The organism is Janthinobacterium aestuarii (assembly GCF_051380835.1).
Classification (GTDB): domain Bacteria; phylum Pseudomonadota; class Gammaproteobacteria; order Burkholderiales; family Burkholderiaceae_D; genus Janthinobacterium; species Janthinobacterium aestuarii.
Window position 1 is genome coordinate 695,035 of the sequence record NZ_JBNYXU010000002.1, and the last position, 18,192, is coordinate 713,226.

The following is an 18,192-nucleotide window of genomic DNA, read 5'->3' on the forward strand; positions in this document are numbered from 1 at the left end:
ACAGCCGCCATGAAAGCCACGGCAGCCATGCTGCTGGTGTTGATGGCCGGTTGCGCCAGCCAGCCGATGGCGCCCCTGGCGCCCAGCTTTTCCGATACGCCGCTGCCCGTGGCGCCGCGCAGCGCTGCGCAAGGCGGCGTGGGCGGCGGCGTCTTCAATCCCGACGCGGGCCTGGCCCTGACTTCCGACAGCCGCGCCTTCCGCGTCGGCGACGTCGTCACGGTGGCACTGCAGGAAACCACGCAGGCCAGCAAGAAGGCGGGCACCTCGTTCAACAAGGGCTCGTCCGTCGGCGTGCAAGCGGCCAATCTCCTCGGCAAGACCTTCCCCAAGACGGGCATCGACCTGTCTGCCGACCGCAACTTCGCCGGCGACTCGACCAGCACGCAGCAAAACGCACTGTCCGGCGCCATCACGGTAATCGTGCAGGAAGTGTTGCCGAACGGCTTGCTGCGCGTGCAGGGCGAGAAAACCCTGACCCTGAACCAGGGCGAGGAATTCGTGCGCCTGCGCGGCTACCTGCGCGCGGCCGACATCGATTCGAACAACCAGGTGTCATCGTTGCGCATTGCCAATGCGCAGATCGCCTATTCCGGCCAGGGCACCCTGGCCGAAGCCAACAAACCAGGTTGGCTGACGCGCTTCTTCGTCGGCCCATGGATGCCGTTTTAAGGTGAGCTCATGAAATTTCGTTCCGCCCTGCCCCTGGCAGCCATGCTCGCTGCGTTGTCCGGCTTTGCCCTGCCCGCCAGCGCCGCGCAAGTGCTGCGCAACCTGGTCAGCATCGAGGGCGTGCGCGACAACCCGCTGGTCGGCTACGGCCTCGTCGTGGGCCTGAACGGCAGCGGCGACACCACCCAGGTAAAATTTTCCAGCCAGTCCGTGGTCAACATGCTCAAGCAGTTCGGCGTGAAGATGCCGGACGGCGCCGAATCGAAAAGCAAGAACGTCGCCACCGTCATGGTCAGCGCCGTATTCCCCCCGGGATACCGCCGTGGCCAGGCCATCGACGTCACCGTCTCGTCGCTGGGCGATGCGAAAAGCTTGCGCGGCGGCACCTTGCTGCTGACGCAATTGCGCGCGGCCGACAATGAAACGTATGCGCTGGCGCAAGGCAACGTCGTCGTCGGCGGCTTGAACGCCACAGGCAAGAGCGGCTCGTCCGTCACCGTCAACACGCCCACCTCGGGCCGCATTCCCAACGGCGCCAACATCGAGCGCGAAATCCTCAGCGATTTCTCGACCAAGCCGACCGTCACCCTGAACTTGCGCCACCCGCATTTCGAGACGGCCATCAATATCGTCGAAGCCGTCAACCGCCGCTTTGGCGCCGTCGCCACCACGCGCGACGCCACCAGCGTGGAAGTGCTGGCGCCGGAAAACCCGACCCAGCGCGTGGCCTTCATGGCCAAGCTGGAAGCGCTCTCCGTCGACGTCGGCGTCGATACGCCGAAAGTGGTGTTCAATTCGCGCACCGGCACCGTGGTCATCGCCGAAGGCTTGCGCGTGAAGGCGGCCGCCGTCACGCACGGCTCGCTGAAAGTGGTCATTTCCGAAAGCTCGGCAGTAAGCCAGCCGGCGCCGTTCGGCCGCGGCCAGACCACCGTCACGCCGCAATCGAAGGTGTCCGTCGACCAGGGCAACGGCAATATGTTCAAATGGCCAGCCGGCGCCAAGCTGCAGGCCATCATCGACGTCGTCAACAGCCTGGGCGCTTCGCCCGATGACATCATGGCAATTCTGCAAGCCCTGGACCAAGCCGGGGCCATCGAAGGCGAACTGGTGGTTATATGATGAATATCAACGACAGCAGCAGCGCCCTGCCCTCGGCGCTCGACGACCGCTCTCCTGCAGCCGCCAAGCCGGCCGATCCCCGCTATGCGGCCAAGGCCACCGAGGCGGCCGTCAAGTTCGAAGCCTTCTTCATCTCGCACATGCTGCGCCAGATGCGTTCGGGCACGCGCGAGATGGCGGGCGAAGACAGCGTCTTCAAGGACCCGGTCAACAGCGACATGCTGGAAATGGCCGACAACCTGGTGGCCGACAAAATGGCCGGGCAGCGCGCCTTCGGCATCGCCGACGCCATCCTGCGCCAGCTGCTGCCGGCGGCCAGCGCACCCGTGGCAGCCAAAAACGCCGTCAAGACCGACAATATTGCAGCGCCGCTTAATAAATCCGTCTGAAGTGTCGCCTGTAAAAGGTAACAAGGACTCAATGCCCGCCCACCCGCACGCGCCACACTCTTCACGAAAGAAACTTGCCCAATGAGCATCATCAGCAATGCATTGTCAGGTAGCATCGCCGCCCAGGCCGCACTCAATGCGGCCAGCCAGAACATCGCCAACCTGCAAACGGCGGGCTACACGCGCCAGGGTGTGCTGCTGTCGTCGCTTGGCGCCACCGCCGGCGTACGTTCGGCCGGCAATGGCGTGGAAGTGTCCGCCCTGCTGCGTTTTGCCGATGCTTATAAAAGCCAGCAAATGTGGCGCGCCGCGTCCGACCAGGGTGCCCGTTCGCAGACCCAGCCTTACCTGACCCAGCTCGAACGCGTGATGGGCGACGATGCGTCGAGCATCAGCAATGGCATCGACGGCTTTTTCGCCGCCCTCAACGCCTCGGCCGTCGACCCGACGTCGACGCCGCTGCGCCAGCAGATCGTCACCTCCGCCGACGCCATGGCGCAGCGTTTCAACAGCATCAGCACCGTCATGGGCAACCAGTTGCTGTCGCTGCAGCAGCAACGTGCTGCGATCGTGCCGCAAGCCAATACCACCCTGGCCAATATCGCCGCGCTGAACCAGCGCATCAGCACCTCCACCGCCGCGGGCACGAATGTGTCGTCGCTGATGGATGCGCGCGACCAGCTGATCGATGGCTTGGCGGCGCAAATGAGCATCGAGGTCCTCGACCAGCCGGACGGCTCGCGCAATGTCTCGCTGAAATCGGGCCAGCCCCTGGTCATCGGCAGCCTGGCCGGTACGCTGACCAGCAGCATGACGAACACGGGCGACCAGACCCTGAGCCTCGATTTCTCCAAGTCCTCGTACACGCTCGATATGGTTGCCATCGGCGGCCAGATGGGCGGCCTGGGCGAATTCGAGAAAAACACCCTGAAACCGCTACAGCAGTCGCTGCAAGACATGGCGACCCAGTTGACCAACAAGGTCAACGCGCAGCTGGCACTGGGAAAAACCATGGCCGGCGCCCCAGGCGGTCCCCTGCTGGCCTATGCAAATGGCAAGCTGAGCATTACCCCGGGCTTCAACGCCAAGGATCTGGCCCTGTCGCTGACGGGCGCGGCCGGCGACAGCGGCAACTTGCAGAAATTGATCGAGATCAAGAATCAACCGATCACCGTCAGCTGGGTGGGTTCGGTCCTGATGAGCGACGCGGACACGCAACTGGTCGGCAAGCTCGGTATCTACAGCCAGCAGAACCAGGCCCTGCTGAAGACGGCCAACACGGTGCGTTCGCAAGCAATCGATGACTGGAAGTCCACCAGCGGCGTGAACAAGGACGAAGAAGCGATGAGCCTGGTCGAATTCCAGAATATGTATCAAGCAAACATGAAAGTCATTTCCGTGGCAAATAGCTTGTTTGACGCCACTTTGCAAATGATGGGTTAAGGAGAAGATCATGCGTGTCGCCAGTAGCCAGTACCAATCGCTGATCAATATTTCGCTTCAGCAAAATCAGGAGCGCATCAACTTCCTGACCCAGCAGATGTCCTCGGGCCTGCGCATTCAGCTGCCATCGGACGATCCGATCGGCAACGTGCGCATTTCGCGCCTGACGCGCGAACAAGCCATGGTCACCCAGTACCAGGACAATATCGCCACGGTGAAAGTGCGCCTGCTGAAAAACGAAAACTACCTGTCGAGCATGGTGACCGACATGGGCCAGGCGCGCGACCTGCTGGTGTGGGCCGCCGACGGCAGCAATACGCCCGGCGACCTGAACGCGATGACGCAATCGCTGACGGCCATGCGTGACAGCGTGCTGTACACGGCCAACCTGAAGGATCAGGAAGGCCGCTACATGTTTTCCGGCACCGCCACCGACCAGCCAGCGATCAAATACGACCCGGCGGCAGCTGTCGGCTCGCGCTACAGCTACGTCGGCAATACCGACACGCAGACCGTCGTGGTCGGCAATGGCGTGACGCAGGCGGCCAACGTCGACGTGAAGGACCTGGAAGTGTGGCTCAACAAGATCGACCAGGTCGTCGCCACCCTCGGCGCGCCGGGCGTCAACCCGAACGACCCGGCCGTGCGCGCCATCGTCAACGATGGCCTCGGCGGCACCGACGATGGCATGGATTTGCTTTCCGGCAAGATCGCCATTTTCGGCGGCGCGCAAAACATCCTCACCACGCTGTCGGGCAACCTGTCGAATGTCTCGCTGTCGAACAATTCGGCCTTGCTGGACCTGAAAAAGACCGATATGGGTGCGGCGGCCATCGAACTGACCGGCTACCAGACGGCCCTGCAGGCAACATACAAGGCATACGCCAAGGTTGGCACCCTTTCCCTGTTTGATCTTCTCTGACCATCATGCAAATCGTTCAGACCTCCTCCTCTTCCGGCGTCAATGCCAAAGGCGCCGGCACAGCCCGCGTCGTCGATGACGCATCCGCCGCCATCAACGGCAGCGCCAGTGCGCGCAGCGAGGCGCCAGCGGCGAAGAGGTCGACGGCGAGCCTGCAGCGGGGCCTGAGCAACTGGGATCACCAGCTGCAGGGAGAGATTTCCAACGCGCAGCAAACACTCGACTATCTGGAACGCAGCAGCAGCCAGCTGCAAGCGCTGAAAAGCGAACTGGCGGCCAAGCTGGCCGCGCGCCAGGGCCGCGAAGGGCAAGTCGAGGCAAGAGTACGCCAGTTCAGCAATACCTGGCGCCAGCGCGCCAGCGCCTCGGGCGGCACGCTCGACGCACAGCTCAGCTATACCAGCCCACAGGCGGCACAGCAAAACTTCAGCATCCGCGGCCTGACCATGGCCAGCCTGCAGGAAGGTCCGCAGGAAGTGCTGGCATTTTCCGTCGGCGGCGCGAACCAGGCCTTGCGCTCGGTCAATATCGAACCTGGCCTGAGCACGAACGAAATCGTCTCGCGCTTCGACCGCGCCTTGATGCCATCAGGCATCGGCGTCAAGCTGGGCGAGAATGGCGAACTGGTGTTCAGCACGTCGGAAGCGGCCTGGGCCAACGTACGCGACAGCCTGTCCGTGCGCGGCAGCGGCATCCGCTACCCGACCGGCCAGATGAGCCGCGTGCGCACGGATGCGGAACCGGCCGCCATCGCCCCGGAAGAATGGAATACCGGCGACGTGGAAGCCCTGCGCGCCACCTTGCAACAAGTGGTGCAGGCGCTGGCGCAGTTGCAGGCGGCGCGCAGTTCCGTCAGCCTGGCCCTGGCGCAAGCGACGGGACGGGTTGCCCGCGCGCAACCGGTACAAGTAAACGTCAGCATGGATACCTTGGCGGAAAACTTCACGCAAAAGGCCAGCGAACCCGGCTATGAATCGCTGTTGGCAATCAGCTCGGCATTGGTCGGCATCAGCCGCGAGAGAGTCGTCGCCCTGCTGGGCCTGGAATAACCGCTTCCCGCGCGTGCGCCGCCCTGGCGCACGCGGCAATAATGGGGCATGCCCCTAGCTCAGGACGATGGAAATCCGTAGGCTATGTCACCATTAGATGTGGGAATGCGCCCAGCGTTGCCTTCAATAACGTTTCAGGGGAGCGGATACGCCCGGCGTCGAGTATCCAGCGCCATCCCAGATAGTTCGGCAGGTAGCGCGTCGCCACGCCGTGAAACGGGCCCAGCCATTGCCGCAAGCGGCTGTGATAGGCGTTGACGTTCTGCACGTGGGCGGCACCCTGTACACGGATGCCTGCGCGCAAGTTGACGGCCTGATGGCTGATACGAGCTTCCCGAGCAAAAGCCCGGTAGGCGGTATGGCCGTCGGTGACCAGCAGCACGTCCCTGTCGATGACAGGCAACAAACAGTGATGCAACTGCGCCTTCGTCAACGCCCCTTTGCCCGTGACGAAATCGAGGGTCTGGCCCGTACGGTCGCGGGCCACCAGGATGCAGACCTGTTCATTGGAAATACCACGCTTGTGGGCATGGCCGCCACGGCGGCGCGCCGGACGCTTCATCTGCCGCGCTCCCTTTTCCGATTCCAGCAGATATAACTCGTCGGCCTCGGCGATGCCGTGCAGGCCATGCGGCCGGTCCGTTTTTGCCAGCGATAAAAACCGGTGGCGCCAGCGAAACGTGGTGTTGCGGTGCACTCCTAACTGACTGGCCGCCTTGCGCACGGAATCCGATGCCAGCAGGCAATCGGCGTAGTCGAGCCACAAGGTCTTGTGGCGCAGGTGCGCCAGCGGCGTGCCGGTGAGCGCATTGAAGGTGCGCCCGCAGGGCACGCAGCGGTAGCGCTGCAGGCCGTGCGCATGACCGTGCCGGTGCAGGTGCGCCGAGTGGCAGGCGGGACAGGCCAATCGCGACTGCGCCACACTTTCCAGCAGCGCAACGGTCGCGTCGTGTGGCGCGTTGCCATGCAGCAGGGCAATGCCTGCCTGCCGCTGGCGTTGGCTCAACTGCGAAAGTTGCGCGATAAATCTCTTCCATTCGGCTGGCCGCATGATCTGCTCCCTGCGTGATTGATATGCAGAGTCAGACAGCACGGCCAAGGAAAAATTCCGGCATTCCCCTACTTGCCGATGACAGAGCCAATCCGTAAGATGCTGCTGTCGCTGGCTGATTCACCAATACGCCAGCGCGTCCCGTCATCCACCTCCGGAGTTCCCTTGATAAAAACCGCCGCCCGGCTGATCAGCTACACCCTGCTGGGCAAATCCGGCAAGCAGCCCCTCGATATCGCCAAGGTGCGCAAGGTGCTGATTTTGCGCAACGACAAGATCGGCGACATGATCGTCACGTCGGCCCTGCTGCGCGAGCTGAAGAAAAACTATCCGCACTGGCAGATCGACGTGGCCGCCAGCAGTGCCAACCGCGATGTCATCGCCGGCAACCCGCATGTGAACGAGATCCTCATTTGGGACAAGCAGCCGCTGCTGCGCGACTTGCGCACCACCATCGCCGACCTGCGCCGGCGCCGCTACGACGTCATCTTCAACCCCTACAACCGCTTTTCGATTCCCTTGCTGCTACGTATCAAATGGCTCGGTGCGCGCTATCTGACGGGCTTTGCCATTCCAAAGTACGGCACTTCGACGGCGAAGCTGGGCATGTTCGACCATACGGTGCCTTGCGACCGCAGCCGCCACATCCTGCACAGCTTTTTCGCCACGTTCGAGGAGTTTGGCCTGCGCGACATCGATATGCGCTATGAACTGTTCGGCGTGGACGCGCACGCGGCACGGGTCGACGCCGCCTGCGACAGCCTGCTGCGCACGCATGAAGGCTTGTTCTGCCTCAATTTCCAGGGCAGCAATGCGCAACGCACGGTCAGCGTGGCCGATGCACAGCGCTGCTGCGCCGCCCTGGCGGCACGCTATCCGCGCCATGCGTTGCTGGTGATCGCCGCGCCCGGCACCGAGGCGCGCGCCGCCGAGATCGTGCGCGACGCCGGCCATGCCAATGTGATGAGCGCGCCGCCCACCGGCCACATCCTGGAGCTGGCGGCGCTGATACGCCGCTGCGAGCTGGTGCTGTCGCCCGACACGTCGGTGATCCACATCGCTTCGGCGTATGACAAGAAAATCGTCGGCTACTACATCCGCACCGACAACTACCGCTGGTTTTATCCAGCCAGCCGTCATTACCGCGTCATCCTGGCGCCGGGCCTGACCCTGGCCACCGTCAGCGATGTCGACACCCTGGCCGCCGTGGAACAACTGATGGAGGGCGCCGGCCCGGCGCAGGAGACAGTTCAGGCCGCCGGCTGAGATGCCAGCAGGCGATCCATCTGCCCCACCGGCAGCGCGCGGGAAAAGAAATATCCCTGCGCATAGTCGCAGCCGGCGGCGCGCAGCAGATCGCGCTGCGACGCCGTCTCCACGCCCTCGGCCACGACTTTCAAGCCCAGGCGCTGTGCCAGGGCAATGATCGCCTCGCACAAGCCCTGCCCGGCGCCATCGCCTCCCAGTTCGCCGACCAGCGAACGGTCGATCTTGAGAAAATCGATATCGGCCTTCTGTATGCACGCGAGCGACACCTGGCCGCTGCCGAAATCGTCGAGCGCCAGCGCCAGGCCCATGGCGCGGAACTGGCGCAGCCGGTCAACCACCTGGCGCGCTTCGTCGAGCAGCACCGCTTCCGTTGTTTCGATGACGATGGCGCCAGGCGCCAGCCCCTGGCGCGCCAGATGCCCGCCCCAGTCCTGGTACAGCGCGGCGTCGCAGCGAAATTCCACGGCCGACTTGTTGATGCTGATCTGGAACGCAGTGCCATGCTCGTCCTGCCACTGCCGCGCCTGGCGCACGACCTGGCGAAACACCCACTCGCCGATATCGATGATCAGGCCGTTCGCCTCGGCAAAGCCGATGAAATCGGCGGGTGCCAGCAAGCCGCGCAGCGGATGGCGCCAGCGCAACAGCGCCTCGGCCCGCTCGATGCTGCCATCGCACAGGCGGATGATGGGCTGGTAATGGACTTCGAACTGGTCCTGCGCCAGCGCCAGACGCATCTCGCGCACCGTGCTGCGGCGCAATTCGGCTGCCTGCTGCAATGCCGGCGTGAAATAACTGTAGCCGTTGCGCCCCGCACTCTTGGCCGCATACATGGCCTGGTCGGCATGCCGCAGCAAGGTGTCGGGCGACTCGGCGTCGGCCGGATACAGGGCCACGCCCACGCTGGCCGACACTTGCGCCGTGTCGCCGTCGAGCACGAACGGCAGGGCCAGCGCAGCCGTCAATTCCTGCAGCACGCGCTCGATGCCGCCCAGCTGCCCCACGCCAGCGAGGATGACGGTGAACTCGTCGCCGCCCAGGCGCGCGACCGTGTCGGTGGCGCGCACGCGCTCGCTGATGCGACGCGCCGCCTGGCGCAGCAGCATGTCGCCCTTCTCGTGACCGAGGCTGTCATTCACCTGCTTGAAATGGTCGAGGTCGATGAACAGCAGGGCCAGGCAAGCGCCCTCGCGTTTGGCATGGGCCGCCTCGTGCTGCAAGCGGTCGAGAAACATGTAGCGGTTCGGCAAGCCCGTCAGCTGGTCGAAATTGGCTTGCCGCCAGATGCGCTCGGACGCGGCGCGCTGCGCCGTGATGTCGCTGACCAGCGCCAGCGCCCCCAGGTAGGTGCCGCTGGAGTCGAAGATGGGATTGGTGGCCAGGGTGGCCCACAAGGTGCTGCCGTCGCGCCGCAGGAACTTGAATTCGTGGCGCTCGACGATGCCGTCCTGGCGACGCGCGATGTTGCGCTCGAGGATGGCGCGCCCCTCCTCATCCATGAAGGCCGCCAGCGGCTGGCCCAGCATATCCTCGATCTGGCAATCGAGCATGTGCGCCATCTTCGGATTGACAAAGCTGGTCAGCGCCTGCGCATCGATTTCCCAGATGCCTTCCTCGGCGCTGTGCACGATGCGCCGGAAGCGCTCTTCGCTGCGTTCAAGCGCGGCCAGCTTGCCCTCGGCCTGCTCGAGCACCAGGCGCAGTGCCTGGCCGTTCGGATCGGCGCTGCCCAGCAGGCTGACGGGCAAGCCCGCCTCGCGCACGCCGGGACGCGGCGGGGGCAGTTGCACCTGCAGCTGGATGCGCTCGGGCTCGCTGCTATTGAGCACGCGCTCCACGAACTGTTCGTAATCGCGGCGGAACGCCTCGTGCACAAAAGAACGGAACAGCACGTGGCCGGGACGCCCGCGCGCCAGGCCGAACAGTTCGGCCGCCACCAGGTTGACCTGCAGGATCACGCCATCGAGTCCCAGCACGAAATAGGCGACGGGCGCCAGCAGGTATAAATCGTTGAAATACGCTTGTTCGCGTTCGGCCTTCATCCGTTCCGGACTGAAGACGCCATCGTCAAGCAGGGGCGCGACATGCCGCGGCACGCCGTCGTGGCCGGGCGGGGAGGAATCCAGAGCAGGTACCGCTTGCGGTGGTGTATCCATGGCTGTCCTTGGCATGGCCGCCCTGGAAAACAGGTGGGTGCAGTAGCGAGACTAGCACGCGCCACGCACAGTGTCGAGCCATGCCTGTCATGGATGCCGTTTCCGCAACAAGGCCCTCAGCGGCCCAGACCCATACGGTGCCGGCGCAAGCCGAAATCATGACCGACCACCAGCAAAGTACTGGCCACCAGGCTCGACAGCCCGACGATCAGCTGGATCAGCTTATCGTCAGGTAATATCCACAGCGACGAGTCCGGCGCCTCGCAGCCCGTGGCCGCGCTGATCAGGGGCGACACCCAGGCCGCGTCCGGCGTCACGTCGAGCACGACGGCGCCGTCGGCGCTCGTCTGCATATAGATATCGCCCCCTTCGGCCAGGGTAAAACAGATGCCCACGCCCGTCTCCGTGGCGCGGATATTGTCCTGCATGCTGCGATTATGTTCCTCGATCCACACTTCCACGTCGTACGGCGTTTCCAGGTGTTCCCACGGACGGGGGCGGAAACGGGGACGTTCTTCCGGACTGGCGGGGGTATCTGGGATGTTGCTGTCTGCTGCGCCTTGCATGCTCGTTGACCTTTTCTGCGGTGATGCGGCGGGACAGGTTGCCCGCCAGCCGCCATTATCCACCGTTCGCGGGGCGCATGGTATTCCCACGCTGGATCGATCAGAAAATCTGACAGCTATCGACTTCAAACATCAGTACACCTGACTTAAAATAGCCGCCATCTCTTCTTTACAGGCTTTACATGCAAGGCATCAAACGCAAAATCGTCTACGTCACCGCCTTTGAAATCATCGGCATGGCCATTTCCACGGCCTGGCTGACACTGCTTTCGGGCGAATCGCCCACCAGCACGGGTCCGCTGGCAATCATGATCACCACCATCGCCGTGATCTGGAACCTGCTCTACAACACGGCGTTCGAATACTGGGAAATCCGCCAAGTGTCGCGCACGCGCACCGTCTGGCGCCGTATCCTGCACGCGATCGGCTTCCAGATCACGCTCGTCATCTACCTGATCCCGCTGATCGCCTGGTGGCTCGACATCAGCCTGTGGCAAGCGTTCGTGCTCGATTTCGCGCTGATGCTGATCATCCCGTGCTACAGCTTCATCTTCAATTACTTCTTCGACGGCCTGTTCGGCGTGCCCCTGTCGGCGCAGCAGCCGAAGGAAGAGCCAGCGAATGTTCAGGCCGCTTCGCTGAGCAACTGAAGAAAGGACCGCGCCGCCATGCCCAACGGCCGGTCCTTCATCCACACGAGGTGGATGGGCACGACGAGGCCATTGCCCGTATTCTTGAACGCCACGCAGCGCACCCGCCCCGCCGCCAGCGAATCCTTGATGGCCGAGGCGGCAAAATTGCCCCAGCCCAGTCCCGCTTCCACCATCGCCAGCGCCATCGGCAAACTGTCCGTGCGCCAATAGGACAAGCCCACCACGGGGCGCGCATCGGCCAGGTCGAGTTCGCGGCTGGCGACGATGATCTGGCGCAGATTCACCAATTCCTCGATATACAAGGGCCGCCCCGCCACGTCGGGCGGATGCTGGGTGGAGATAATCGCCAGCAAGGCATCGCTGCCCACCAGCTGGAACTGTTCTTCGTGATTGATGCGCCCGCCAGCAAAAGCCATGCAGGCGCTGATGCGGCCCCGGTGCAGCATGTCGAGCACATCATCCTGCGGCGCCGTCAGCACTTCGATGTCGAGCAGCGGATGGCGCTGCGACAGGGCGCGCACGGCGGCCAGGAAGGGCGTATGGTCGAGCTCGGCCGCGATGCCCAGCGAAATGCGGCTTTCCAGTCCCTGCGACAATTCCTGCACGTGCAGATGCAACTGCTTCAACTGCTCGGCGATCAGGCGCGCGTGGGGAAGCAGCGCCATGGCGGCCGGCGTGGGCACGGCTTCGCGCGCACCCCGGTCGAACAGGGCGATACCCAGTTCCGCCTCGATATTACCCATCGCCATGCTGACAGCCGATGGCGCCCGCCGCAAGGCGCGCGCGGCGGCCGAGAACGAACCGCCATCGACGACGGCCAGGAACAGTTCGATGTTATGGCTGGACAATTTCATGGGGAAAGTAGAAAGTGCGGTGGAAAGTGCGGCACTTTTGCGCACAAGGGCGGTCAAAAGGAAAAACCATGGGAGGACGCGCATGCGCCATCGACTACCTTACCGCCGCAGCGGCTATGTCTCGGACTTTACCCGCTTTATCGACGGCTATCTGCAAATGCACCCGGAAGTACTGGAAAACCAGCGGCGCGGCTGGCGCATCTGGTGGGAGCGCCCGGCCAAGCTGCGCGAACTGGAACTGATCCACGCCGACAGCGTGCCGGAGCCGCCGTATCACTACGACTAAAAACGCCTGACAAAACCGTAGCGAGCGGCAGTGATTTGTGGCCGAGAAGCGCAGCAGTGCTATAGCACAGCGAGCATCGCAAGCCGCAAAGCGCGCCGCGCAGTAGGTTTGGTCAGGTGTTTAACCTTTCCAGGTGCGCTGAAGACCCGTATCCGCGTGAATCCAGCCGCCACGCGGGCCGTTGCGGTAATAGAAGCCCACGCCGCCTTGCTTGAAGCTGCGCACGAGCGAACCGAGCACTTCCGCGTTCAGATTCGCCACGCGGATGTCGGCGGCGCGGCCCGAGATGTGCAGCGACTGGCGCGCGGCCGGCACGCCCGCTTCGCGCAGGCGGCTGTTCGACTCGGCCGTACGGTAGCCCGACAGGATCTCCAGCGGCTGCTCGATGCCGTAACGGGCCACGAACGCCTGCGTGCCCCACAGGGTTTCCAGCAGTTTCGGGTCGATCGGCGCCGTCTTCTTGCCGTTCACGTCGCGCAGCAAGTGGCACAGTTCCTGGTAGGCAGAATCGATGACTTCGCCATCTTTCCAGTACAGCAGCTTGGCCTTTTCATTGCTGGCCGGGCGCACCACTTCCAGGGTGCGGGGCTTGAGCCAGAATTCCAGGTCCAGCGCCTGCGCGTCGAAGATGTCCGGAGGCGGTTCCATCTCGGTGATGGCCTGGCGCGACTGCGACGTGATCGAGCGGTCGACGCTGGCCAGTTGCGTCGGCTGCGGTGGCACGGCCGTGCGCGGCGCGCGCGGCTTGGCGCTGGCCGAAGCCGAGGCGGGAGCGGCCGTGCGCGAGGCGCAGCCGATGAGAGGGGTGGCTACCAGGCCCAGCGCGGCCAGGCCCATACCGTGATGTAGAAAATTTCTGCGCGATGCCATAGTCAGTCCAATTTAACGATGGGAATACTATAGCGTATTGTGCTGCGAAGAAAAACCCTCCGTTGCCTATCGTGTCGCCCTCATTTCAAGACATTTTGCGTCAGGCGGCAGCCGCGACGGACGCGACGCCTCCTTTCGCCTGCGCCAGCGCCGTCAAAGGCTTATCGAGCAGATAACCCTGGGTCACGATGGGCAAGCCCGTGGCGGCGCCAATGCGCTGCAGCGCGGCCAGCGCCGCCGGCGTGTCGAGGCGCTTGAAGATGACGCGGATTTTCGCCGCATGGCACACGGTGACGAAGCTGGCAACGGCCTGCTCGTCGCTGAGGTTGCCCGCGTCGAGCTTGAACGCATGCGGGTGCAAGCGCTCCAGCATGCCTGTTGCTTCCTGCACGCTGGCCACGTTGATGGCCAGGCGGAAACCGTTGCGCCGGTAATTGTCAGCCACATAGTTGAGCAGCCAGCCCTGGTTCGGCGTGACCGTCGGCAATTGCAGCACGATGCGTTCGATGGGCAAGCCCAGCGCGTCCAGAATGCGCTGGAAGGCGTGGCCGTGATTGCTGCTGACAGCGCTCAACAGGCGGTCATGCACGTTCAGGTACAGGTCCGACTGCTCCGCTTCGCCCTGGCGGAAGAAATTGATCGCGTGCAGCATGCGGCACAGCCGGTCCAGCTCCACGGATTCGTCGTCGCTGGCCGCGTGGTCGAGCAAGCGCCACAGCGACAAGCCCTCGTCCGCCTTCGACACGCTGCGCGCCAGGCCCTCGAACGCCACCAGCTTGCCACTGCCCAGTTCGCGCAGCGGCTGGAAGGCGCTCGTCATGGTGCAATTGAAAAAGCGCCCCAGCGCCCTGCCCTCCCCGTCGAGCCAGACGCTGGTGCCGGCCTGGGTTTGGTGCGACAGGCGGGCAAGGTAATTTTTCAGGACGGGAAATGGCATACGTGCTCCTTCATCGGGCTGCGCCGGCTGCCCTCGTGGGGAAGACGGCGCCAAAGTGTGCAGAGTAAGGCAGCACAAACCAAAGGAGAACGAATGGTTTCGCCATTTGATATGCGCCCAGCACATAAGGCATGCGACGGCCAGCGCATAACGATAGTCGGAAACATTCGTTCCGGCCACCTGCCCCGGCCTTTACTGTGGTCATGTACCGATACCATCAGAAAGGGCCGCCATGTGCCAGTTACTCGCAATGAACAGCAGCAAGCCGGCAGCGCTGGGATTTTCCTTTGCCGGCTTTGCCGAACGGGGCGGACGCACGGACGAGCACCGCGACGGCTGGGGTATCGCCTATCATTCCAGTAGCGGCTGCACCTTGCTGACGGATCACCTGGCCGCCATCGATTCGCCGCTGGCGGCGCAGGTGCAGCAACATCCCGTGAAGGCGAAAAACATCGTCGCGCACATCCGAAAAGCCACGCAAGGCCGTATCGCGCCGGAAAACACCCATCCGTTCGCTCGCGAACTGTGGGGCAAGACCTGGTCGTTTGCCCACAATGGCGACTTGAAAACGTGGCGCGCGCCCGCCAACGCGCACTACCGCGCCAGCGGCGACACGGACAGCGAACAGGCGTTTTGCCACTTGCTGGCCCACTTGCGCACGCGGTTTCCGCTCGGCGAACCCGCGCGCGCCGACTTGCGCGCCGCCATCGCCGAGGTCGCCACGGACATCGCCGCGCACGGCACTTTCAATTTCATCCTGTCGGACGGCGAACTGCTGTTTGCCCACTGCTCCACGCATTTGCACTATGTGATACGCGAATACCCGTTTTCCGTCGCGCAACTGATCGACTGCGAGCGCAGCATCGATTTTCGCCAGCACAACCACTTGGACGACCGCATCGCCGTCATCGCCACGCATCCGCTGACGCAAAACGAGGACTGGCTGGCCTTCGCGCCCGGCGAACTGAAACTGTTTGCCGGCGGCACCTTGCTGCCGGGAAACGATAGCGCGCCACAAGGCGTGTATATCCAGATCAGTTATTGAGAGAAATTATTCAAAGGAAGGAAAGGCCCGCCGCCGGATGGACGGGCTGAAGTGCAGGATAGCCGTCAGGCCGAATTGCAGTTGCAAAAGCGCTTGCGCTTGGGGTCGCCGCTGGAAATACCTGCGGGATCAAGCTGTTTCCAGCAAAAAATCGTTTCCACGCCATATGGCGAACGCACATTGCCCGCCTCGACATAACCCCGCTTGACGAAAAAGGCCTGGCTGCTGGCCGTGCTGTGCAGCTGCAGGGCCTTGATGCCCCACTCGCGCGCCTGCGCTTCCAGTTGCTCGACCAGCGCCTTGCCCGCGCCGCGGCCTTGCGCCTCGGGCAGCAGGTAGCACAGGGCCAGCTTGCCAGCGCGCGTCAGCAAGCCGACGCCGACCACGGCGCCCGCCTCGACTGCGACCAGCGAAAAATTGGTGGGCGACGCAAACCAGCACGCCACCATCTGCGGTGTTTTATTGCCCAGCCAGGCTTCCAGGATGGCCGGATTGTCCCGATGATCGAGGCGGCAGCATTCGACGATGGAGCGTCGTAATACGTTGCACGCCTCGAAAGCGTCGGTCGATGTTGCAATACGAATTTCAAGACTCATGTACGCTCACAAAATATTCCAGTTGCCGATGCAAACGGTTTCACCCTTGTATCGTGCGATTCGACTATACACCAAGCGGCGCAATCGGGTTTTTTGCCGCACGCCACAGACCGGTTTTGCCTATGGCGCCATGCCTGCAGACTAAGTGCTGATGCGCGCCTTGCCCACGAATGTTTCCAAAAATCGATATCTGTTTTTTAGCGTAAACGGGAATTAAATCTAAGCATATTACGAAAAATTCGTTTCTTTTCCGGCCGGAATTTTAGACTATGTCTATCTATTCTCACAACAAGAGTTCAACATGCCCCATTCCAACGCCGTATCGACCACCGCAGCGACGCTCACCCAACGCTCGCGCCGCTGGTTCCTGGCTAGCGCCCTGGCCGCTTCCGCCGCCGCCCTGAGTCTGCCGATGGCAGCTGGCGCCGCCGAACCCGTGGTCTTGCTGAACGCCTCGTACGACGTGATGCGCGAACTGTTCAAGGATGTGAATCCCGCATTTATTGCTGACTGGAAAGCCAAAACGGGCGAAACTATCACCATCAAGCAGTCGCACGGCGGCTCGAGCAAGCAGGCGCGCTCCGTCGCCGATGGCCTGGAAGCGTCCGTCGTGACCATGAACCAGGCCAATGACATCGATATCCTCGTCGACCGCGGCCTCGTGGTGGCCGACTGGGCCAAGAAATTCCCGAACAATGCGGCGCCGTTTTACTCGACCATGGTGTACCTGGTACGCAAAGGCAACCCGAAACGCATCAAGGATTGGGACGACTTGGCCCAGCCCGGCATCAAGGTCATCGTGCCGAACCCGAAAACCTCGGGCAATGGTCGTTATACTTACCTGGCGGCCTGGGGCTATGCCGTGAAAAAAGGCGGCAGCGAAGCGCAGGCGCGCGACCTCGTTACCAAGCTGTTCAAGAACGTACCCGTGCTGGACGGCGGCGGCCGCGGCGCCACGACCACCTTCACGCAGCGTGAAATCGGCGACGTGCTGGTGACGTTTGAAAATGAAGTGCAACTGGTGCGCGCCGAATTCGGCGACAACTTCGAAGTCGTGTATCCAAGCATCTCCATCCTCGCCGAGTCGCCGGTGGCCGTCGTCGACAAGGTCGTCGACCGCCGCGGCATCCGCAAGGAAGCCACGGCCTACCTGCAATACCTGTACTCCGAACCAGGCCAGGAACTGGTCGCCAAGCACTATCTGCGCCCCCGTTCGGCCGCAGTCGCGAAGAAATACGCGGCCAGCTTCAAGCCGATCACGCTGTTTACCATCGATGACGTGTTTGGCGGCTGGAAACAAGCGCAAAAGAAACACTTTGACGATGGCGGCGAGTTCGACAAGATTTATCAGAAGTAAGCACGCCACGCCTCAAGAAAACCGGGACATGTCCCGGTTTTTTTTATGGAGCAAAGGTCACTGTTTCTTCAGCAGCAACTTGAACTGCGGTACCCAGCGCCCGTCCAGCAGCATCTCGCTGGCCGCTTCATAGGCATCGCCCGATGGCGTCCAGCGCACGCGGTAGGTCAAGGTCTTGCCCTTGGCGACCACGTACTCGGTGGCGGGAAAGTCAAGGCCGCCGTCCGCCGGCAGCATCGTGCCGCGACTGTGGCCGCCTCTGTTTTCCAGATACAGGAAGGTGACCTTGTTTGCGGCGGGATCGTGGTAATACGTGGTTTCGCCCACGTAGTCGGGCTTGCCGGGGCTGCGCACCGTGTGCACGTCGCGCAGCATCTGGCCGCCGTACAGCCATTGGAAACAGTGCTCATCCGTTTGCTTGCCGCCAGGGAACTCGCCCTTCCAGCAATGGCCGGCCAGGAAGGCCATCGGCTGCAGCGCCGCGGCCGGTTGCGCCAGCACGGCAAATGAGGGCAACAGCAGCAACAAGGGCAATGGACGCATGGCAAACCTCCAGGATGTTGCAGCCAAGTATAGGCGAAGAATGTGCTTGCGTCAGCGCTGGTGCGCGCTTTGCGCATATCGATATGCGCATCGATTCGTGGTCAAAAGCGCGCGCACGCCGTACTCTGGCCTTGTCGCGCCGCTTGGCGTATTACGGGCACAAAGGAAATATCATGGCTATCTCGGAAGTGAATGTACGCAACCAGTTTCGCGGCAAGATCAAGGAAATCATCTTTGGCCCCGTAGTCTCGGAAGTGGACGTGGAAACGCCGCACGGCATCGTCACGTCGGTGATCACCTCGCGCTCGATCAAGGACCTGGACTTGAAGGTGGGCAGCGAAGTCATCGCGCTGGTCAAATCGACGGAAGTGTCGATCGCCAAGATTCAGTAAGCGTCACCCATCCACTGACG

Annotated in this window: 20 protein-coding genes; 12 read left to right on the plus strand and 8 right to left on the minus strand. The window is 62.9% G+C overall.

Going from position 1 to position 18,192, the window contains the following annotated elements; all coding sequences use genetic code 11:
* Positions 1 to 9 precede the first annotated feature (9 nt).
* From flgH to ACQ4WO_RS09280, 6 genes are all read left to right on the plus strand, one after another.
* Entirely contained in the window at positions 10 to 672 is a 663-nt protein-coding gene (gene flgH, locus ACQ4WO_RS09255; RefSeq protein ID WP_230518686.1) for a flagellar basal body L-ring protein FlgH, read from the plus strand.
* Positions 673 to 681: 9 nt separating this feature from the next.
* On the plus strand, positions 682 to 1,794 hold the full coding sequence (locus tag ACQ4WO_RS09260) for a flagellar basal body P-ring protein FlgI (RefSeq protein WP_034757769.1): 1,113 nt from the start codon (positions 682 to 684) through the stop codon (positions 1,792 to 1,794).
* Positions 1,791 to 2,183: a rod-binding protein gene (locus ACQ4WO_RS09265; RefSeq protein ID WP_436481130.1), complete on the plus strand. Its 393-nt coding sequence runs from the start codon at positions 1,791 to 1,793 to the stop codon at positions 2,181 to 2,183. The genes ACQ4WO_RS09260 and ACQ4WO_RS09265 overlap by 4 nt, the downstream gene beginning before the upstream one ends.
* An 81-nt stretch (positions 2,184 to 2,264) precedes the next feature.
* Positions 2,265 to 3,626 (plus strand): flagellar hook-associated protein FlgK, encoded by a 1,362-nt coding sequence (gene flgK / locus ACQ4WO_RS09270; RefSeq protein ID WP_436481131.1) that lies wholly within the window; start codon positions 2,265 to 2,267, stop codon positions 3,624 to 3,626.
* Positions 3,627 to 3,636: 10 nt separating this feature from the next.
* Positions 3,637 to 4,548, plus strand: coding sequence for a flagellar hook-associated protein FlgL (flgL, locus tag ACQ4WO_RS09275; protein WP_128139632.1), 912 nt, complete (start codon positions 3,637 to 3,639; stop codon positions 4,546 to 4,548).
* A 5-nt stretch (positions 4,549 to 4,553) separates the two neighbouring features.
* Positions 4,554 to 5,597 (plus strand): hypothetical protein, encoded by a 1,044-nt coding sequence (locus tag ACQ4WO_RS09280; RefSeq protein WP_436481132.1) that lies wholly within the window; start codon positions 4,554 to 4,556, stop codon positions 5,595 to 5,597.
* Between the two features lie 82 nt (positions 5,598 to 5,679).
* On the opposite strand, the gene ACQ4WO_RS09285 is transcribed toward ACQ4WO_RS09280, so the two are convergent.
* A complete protein-coding gene (locus tag ACQ4WO_RS09285; RefSeq protein ID WP_436481133.1) occupies positions 5,680 to 6,648 on the minus strand; it encodes an IS1595 family transposase in 969 nt (322 codons plus the stop codon).
* 165 nt (positions 6,649 to 6,813) lie between these two features.
* Here ACQ4WO_RS09285 and ACQ4WO_RS09290 point away from each other — a divergent pair, with 165 nt between their 5' ends.
* The gene (locus ACQ4WO_RS09290) at positions 6,814 to 7,914 is read left to right on the plus strand and encodes a glycosyltransferase family 9 protein (protein WP_436481134.1); all 1,101 of its coding nucleotides are present in this window, start codon (positions 6,814 to 6,816) and stop codon (positions 7,912 to 7,914) included.
* Here the strand turns inward: ACQ4WO_RS09290 and ACQ4WO_RS09295 are convergent.
* Both ACQ4WO_RS09295 and ACQ4WO_RS09300 read right to left on the minus strand, forming a co-directional pair.
* Positions 7,899 to 10,073: a putative bifunctional diguanylate cyclase/phosphodiesterase gene (locus ACQ4WO_RS09295; protein ID WP_436481135.1), complete on the minus strand. Its 2,175-nt coding sequence runs from the start codon at positions 10,071 to 10,073 to the stop codon at positions 7,899 to 7,901. The two genes, ACQ4WO_RS09290 and ACQ4WO_RS09295, sit on opposite strands and share 16 nt — an antisense overlap.
* A 116-nt stretch (positions 10,074 to 10,189) precedes the next feature.
* Positions 10,190 to 10,639: a hypothetical protein gene (locus ACQ4WO_RS09300; RefSeq protein ID WP_436481136.1), complete on the minus strand. Its 450-nt coding sequence runs from the start codon at positions 10,637 to 10,639 to the stop codon at positions 10,190 to 10,192.
* A gap of 182 nt (positions 10,640 to 10,821) precedes the next feature.
* On the opposite strand from ACQ4WO_RS09300, the gene ACQ4WO_RS09305 reads away from it, so the two are divergent.
* Positions 10,822 to 11,289, plus strand: coding sequence for a PACE efflux transporter (locus tag ACQ4WO_RS09305; protein ID WP_034757742.1), 468 nt, complete (start codon positions 10,822 to 10,824; stop codon positions 11,287 to 11,289).
* On the opposite strand, the gene ACQ4WO_RS09310 is transcribed toward ACQ4WO_RS09305, so the two are convergent.
* A complete protein-coding gene (locus ACQ4WO_RS09310) occupies positions 11,265 to 12,146 on the minus strand; it encodes a LysR family transcriptional regulator (RefSeq protein ID WP_436481137.1) in 882 nt (293 codons plus the stop codon). The two genes, ACQ4WO_RS09305 and ACQ4WO_RS09310, sit on opposite strands and share 25 nt — an antisense overlap.
* A gap of 82 nt (positions 12,147 to 12,228) precedes the next feature.
* On the opposite strand from ACQ4WO_RS09310, the gene ACQ4WO_RS09315 reads away from it, so the two are divergent.
* Positions 12,229 to 12,432 carry a DUF3460 family protein gene (locus ACQ4WO_RS09315; RefSeq protein WP_230518696.1) on the plus strand — a complete coding sequence of 68 codons (204 nt, stop codon included), beginning with the start codon at positions 12,229 to 12,231 and terminating at the stop codon, positions 12,430 to 12,432.
* Between the two features lie 120 nt (positions 12,433 to 12,552).
* On the opposite strand, the gene ACQ4WO_RS09320 is transcribed toward ACQ4WO_RS09315, so the two are convergent.
* Positions 12,553 to 13,302, minus strand: a complete 750-nt coding sequence (locus ACQ4WO_RS09320) for a YcbK family protein (protein ID WP_436481138.1) — start codon at positions 13,300 to 13,302, stop codon at positions 12,553 to 12,555.
* A gap of 100 nt (positions 13,303 to 13,402) precedes the next feature.
* Positions 13,403 to 14,239, minus strand: a complete 837-nt coding sequence (locus ACQ4WO_RS09325) for an EAL domain-containing protein (protein WP_436481139.1) — start codon at positions 14,237 to 14,239, stop codon at positions 13,403 to 13,405.
* Between the two features lie 232 nt (positions 14,240 to 14,471).
* Here ACQ4WO_RS09325 and ACQ4WO_RS09330 point away from each other — a divergent pair, with 232 nt between their 5' ends.
* Positions 14,472 to 15,284, plus strand: a complete 813-nt coding sequence (locus ACQ4WO_RS09330) for a class II glutamine amidotransferase (RefSeq protein WP_436481140.1) — start codon at positions 14,472 to 14,474, stop codon at positions 15,282 to 15,284.
* A 65-nt stretch (positions 15,285 to 15,349) separates the two neighbouring features.
* Here ACQ4WO_RS09330 and ACQ4WO_RS09335 read toward each other — a convergent pair whose 3' ends face one another.
* The gene (locus ACQ4WO_RS09335) at positions 15,350 to 15,880 is read right to left on the minus strand and encodes a GNAT family N-acetyltransferase (protein WP_436481141.1); all 531 of its coding nucleotides are present in this window, start codon (positions 15,878 to 15,880) and stop codon (positions 15,350 to 15,352) included.
* A gap of 301 nt (positions 15,881 to 16,181) precedes the next feature.
* Here ACQ4WO_RS09335 and ACQ4WO_RS09340 point away from each other — a divergent pair, with 301 nt between their 5' ends.
* Complete coding sequence (locus ACQ4WO_RS09340) at positions 16,182 to 17,237, plus strand: sulfate ABC transporter substrate-binding protein (protein ID WP_436481142.1); 1,056 nt, start codon at positions 16,182 to 16,184, stop codon at positions 17,235 to 17,237.
* A gap of 57 nt (positions 17,238 to 17,294) precedes the next feature.
* Here ACQ4WO_RS09340 and ACQ4WO_RS09345 read toward each other — a convergent pair whose 3' ends face one another.
* Positions 17,295 to 17,780 (minus strand): hypothetical protein, encoded by a 486-nt coding sequence (locus tag ACQ4WO_RS09345; protein WP_436481143.1) that lies wholly within the window; start codon positions 17,778 to 17,780, stop codon positions 17,295 to 17,297.
* Between the two features lie 173 nt (positions 17,781 to 17,953).
* Between ACQ4WO_RS09345 and ACQ4WO_RS09350 the strand changes: the two genes are divergently transcribed.
* Positions 17,954 to 18,172: a TOBE domain-containing protein gene (locus tag ACQ4WO_RS09350; protein ID WP_034757699.1), complete on the plus strand. Its 219-nt coding sequence runs from the start codon at positions 17,954 to 17,956 to the stop codon at positions 18,170 to 18,172.
* Positions 18,173 to 18,192: the final 20 nt, after the last annotated feature.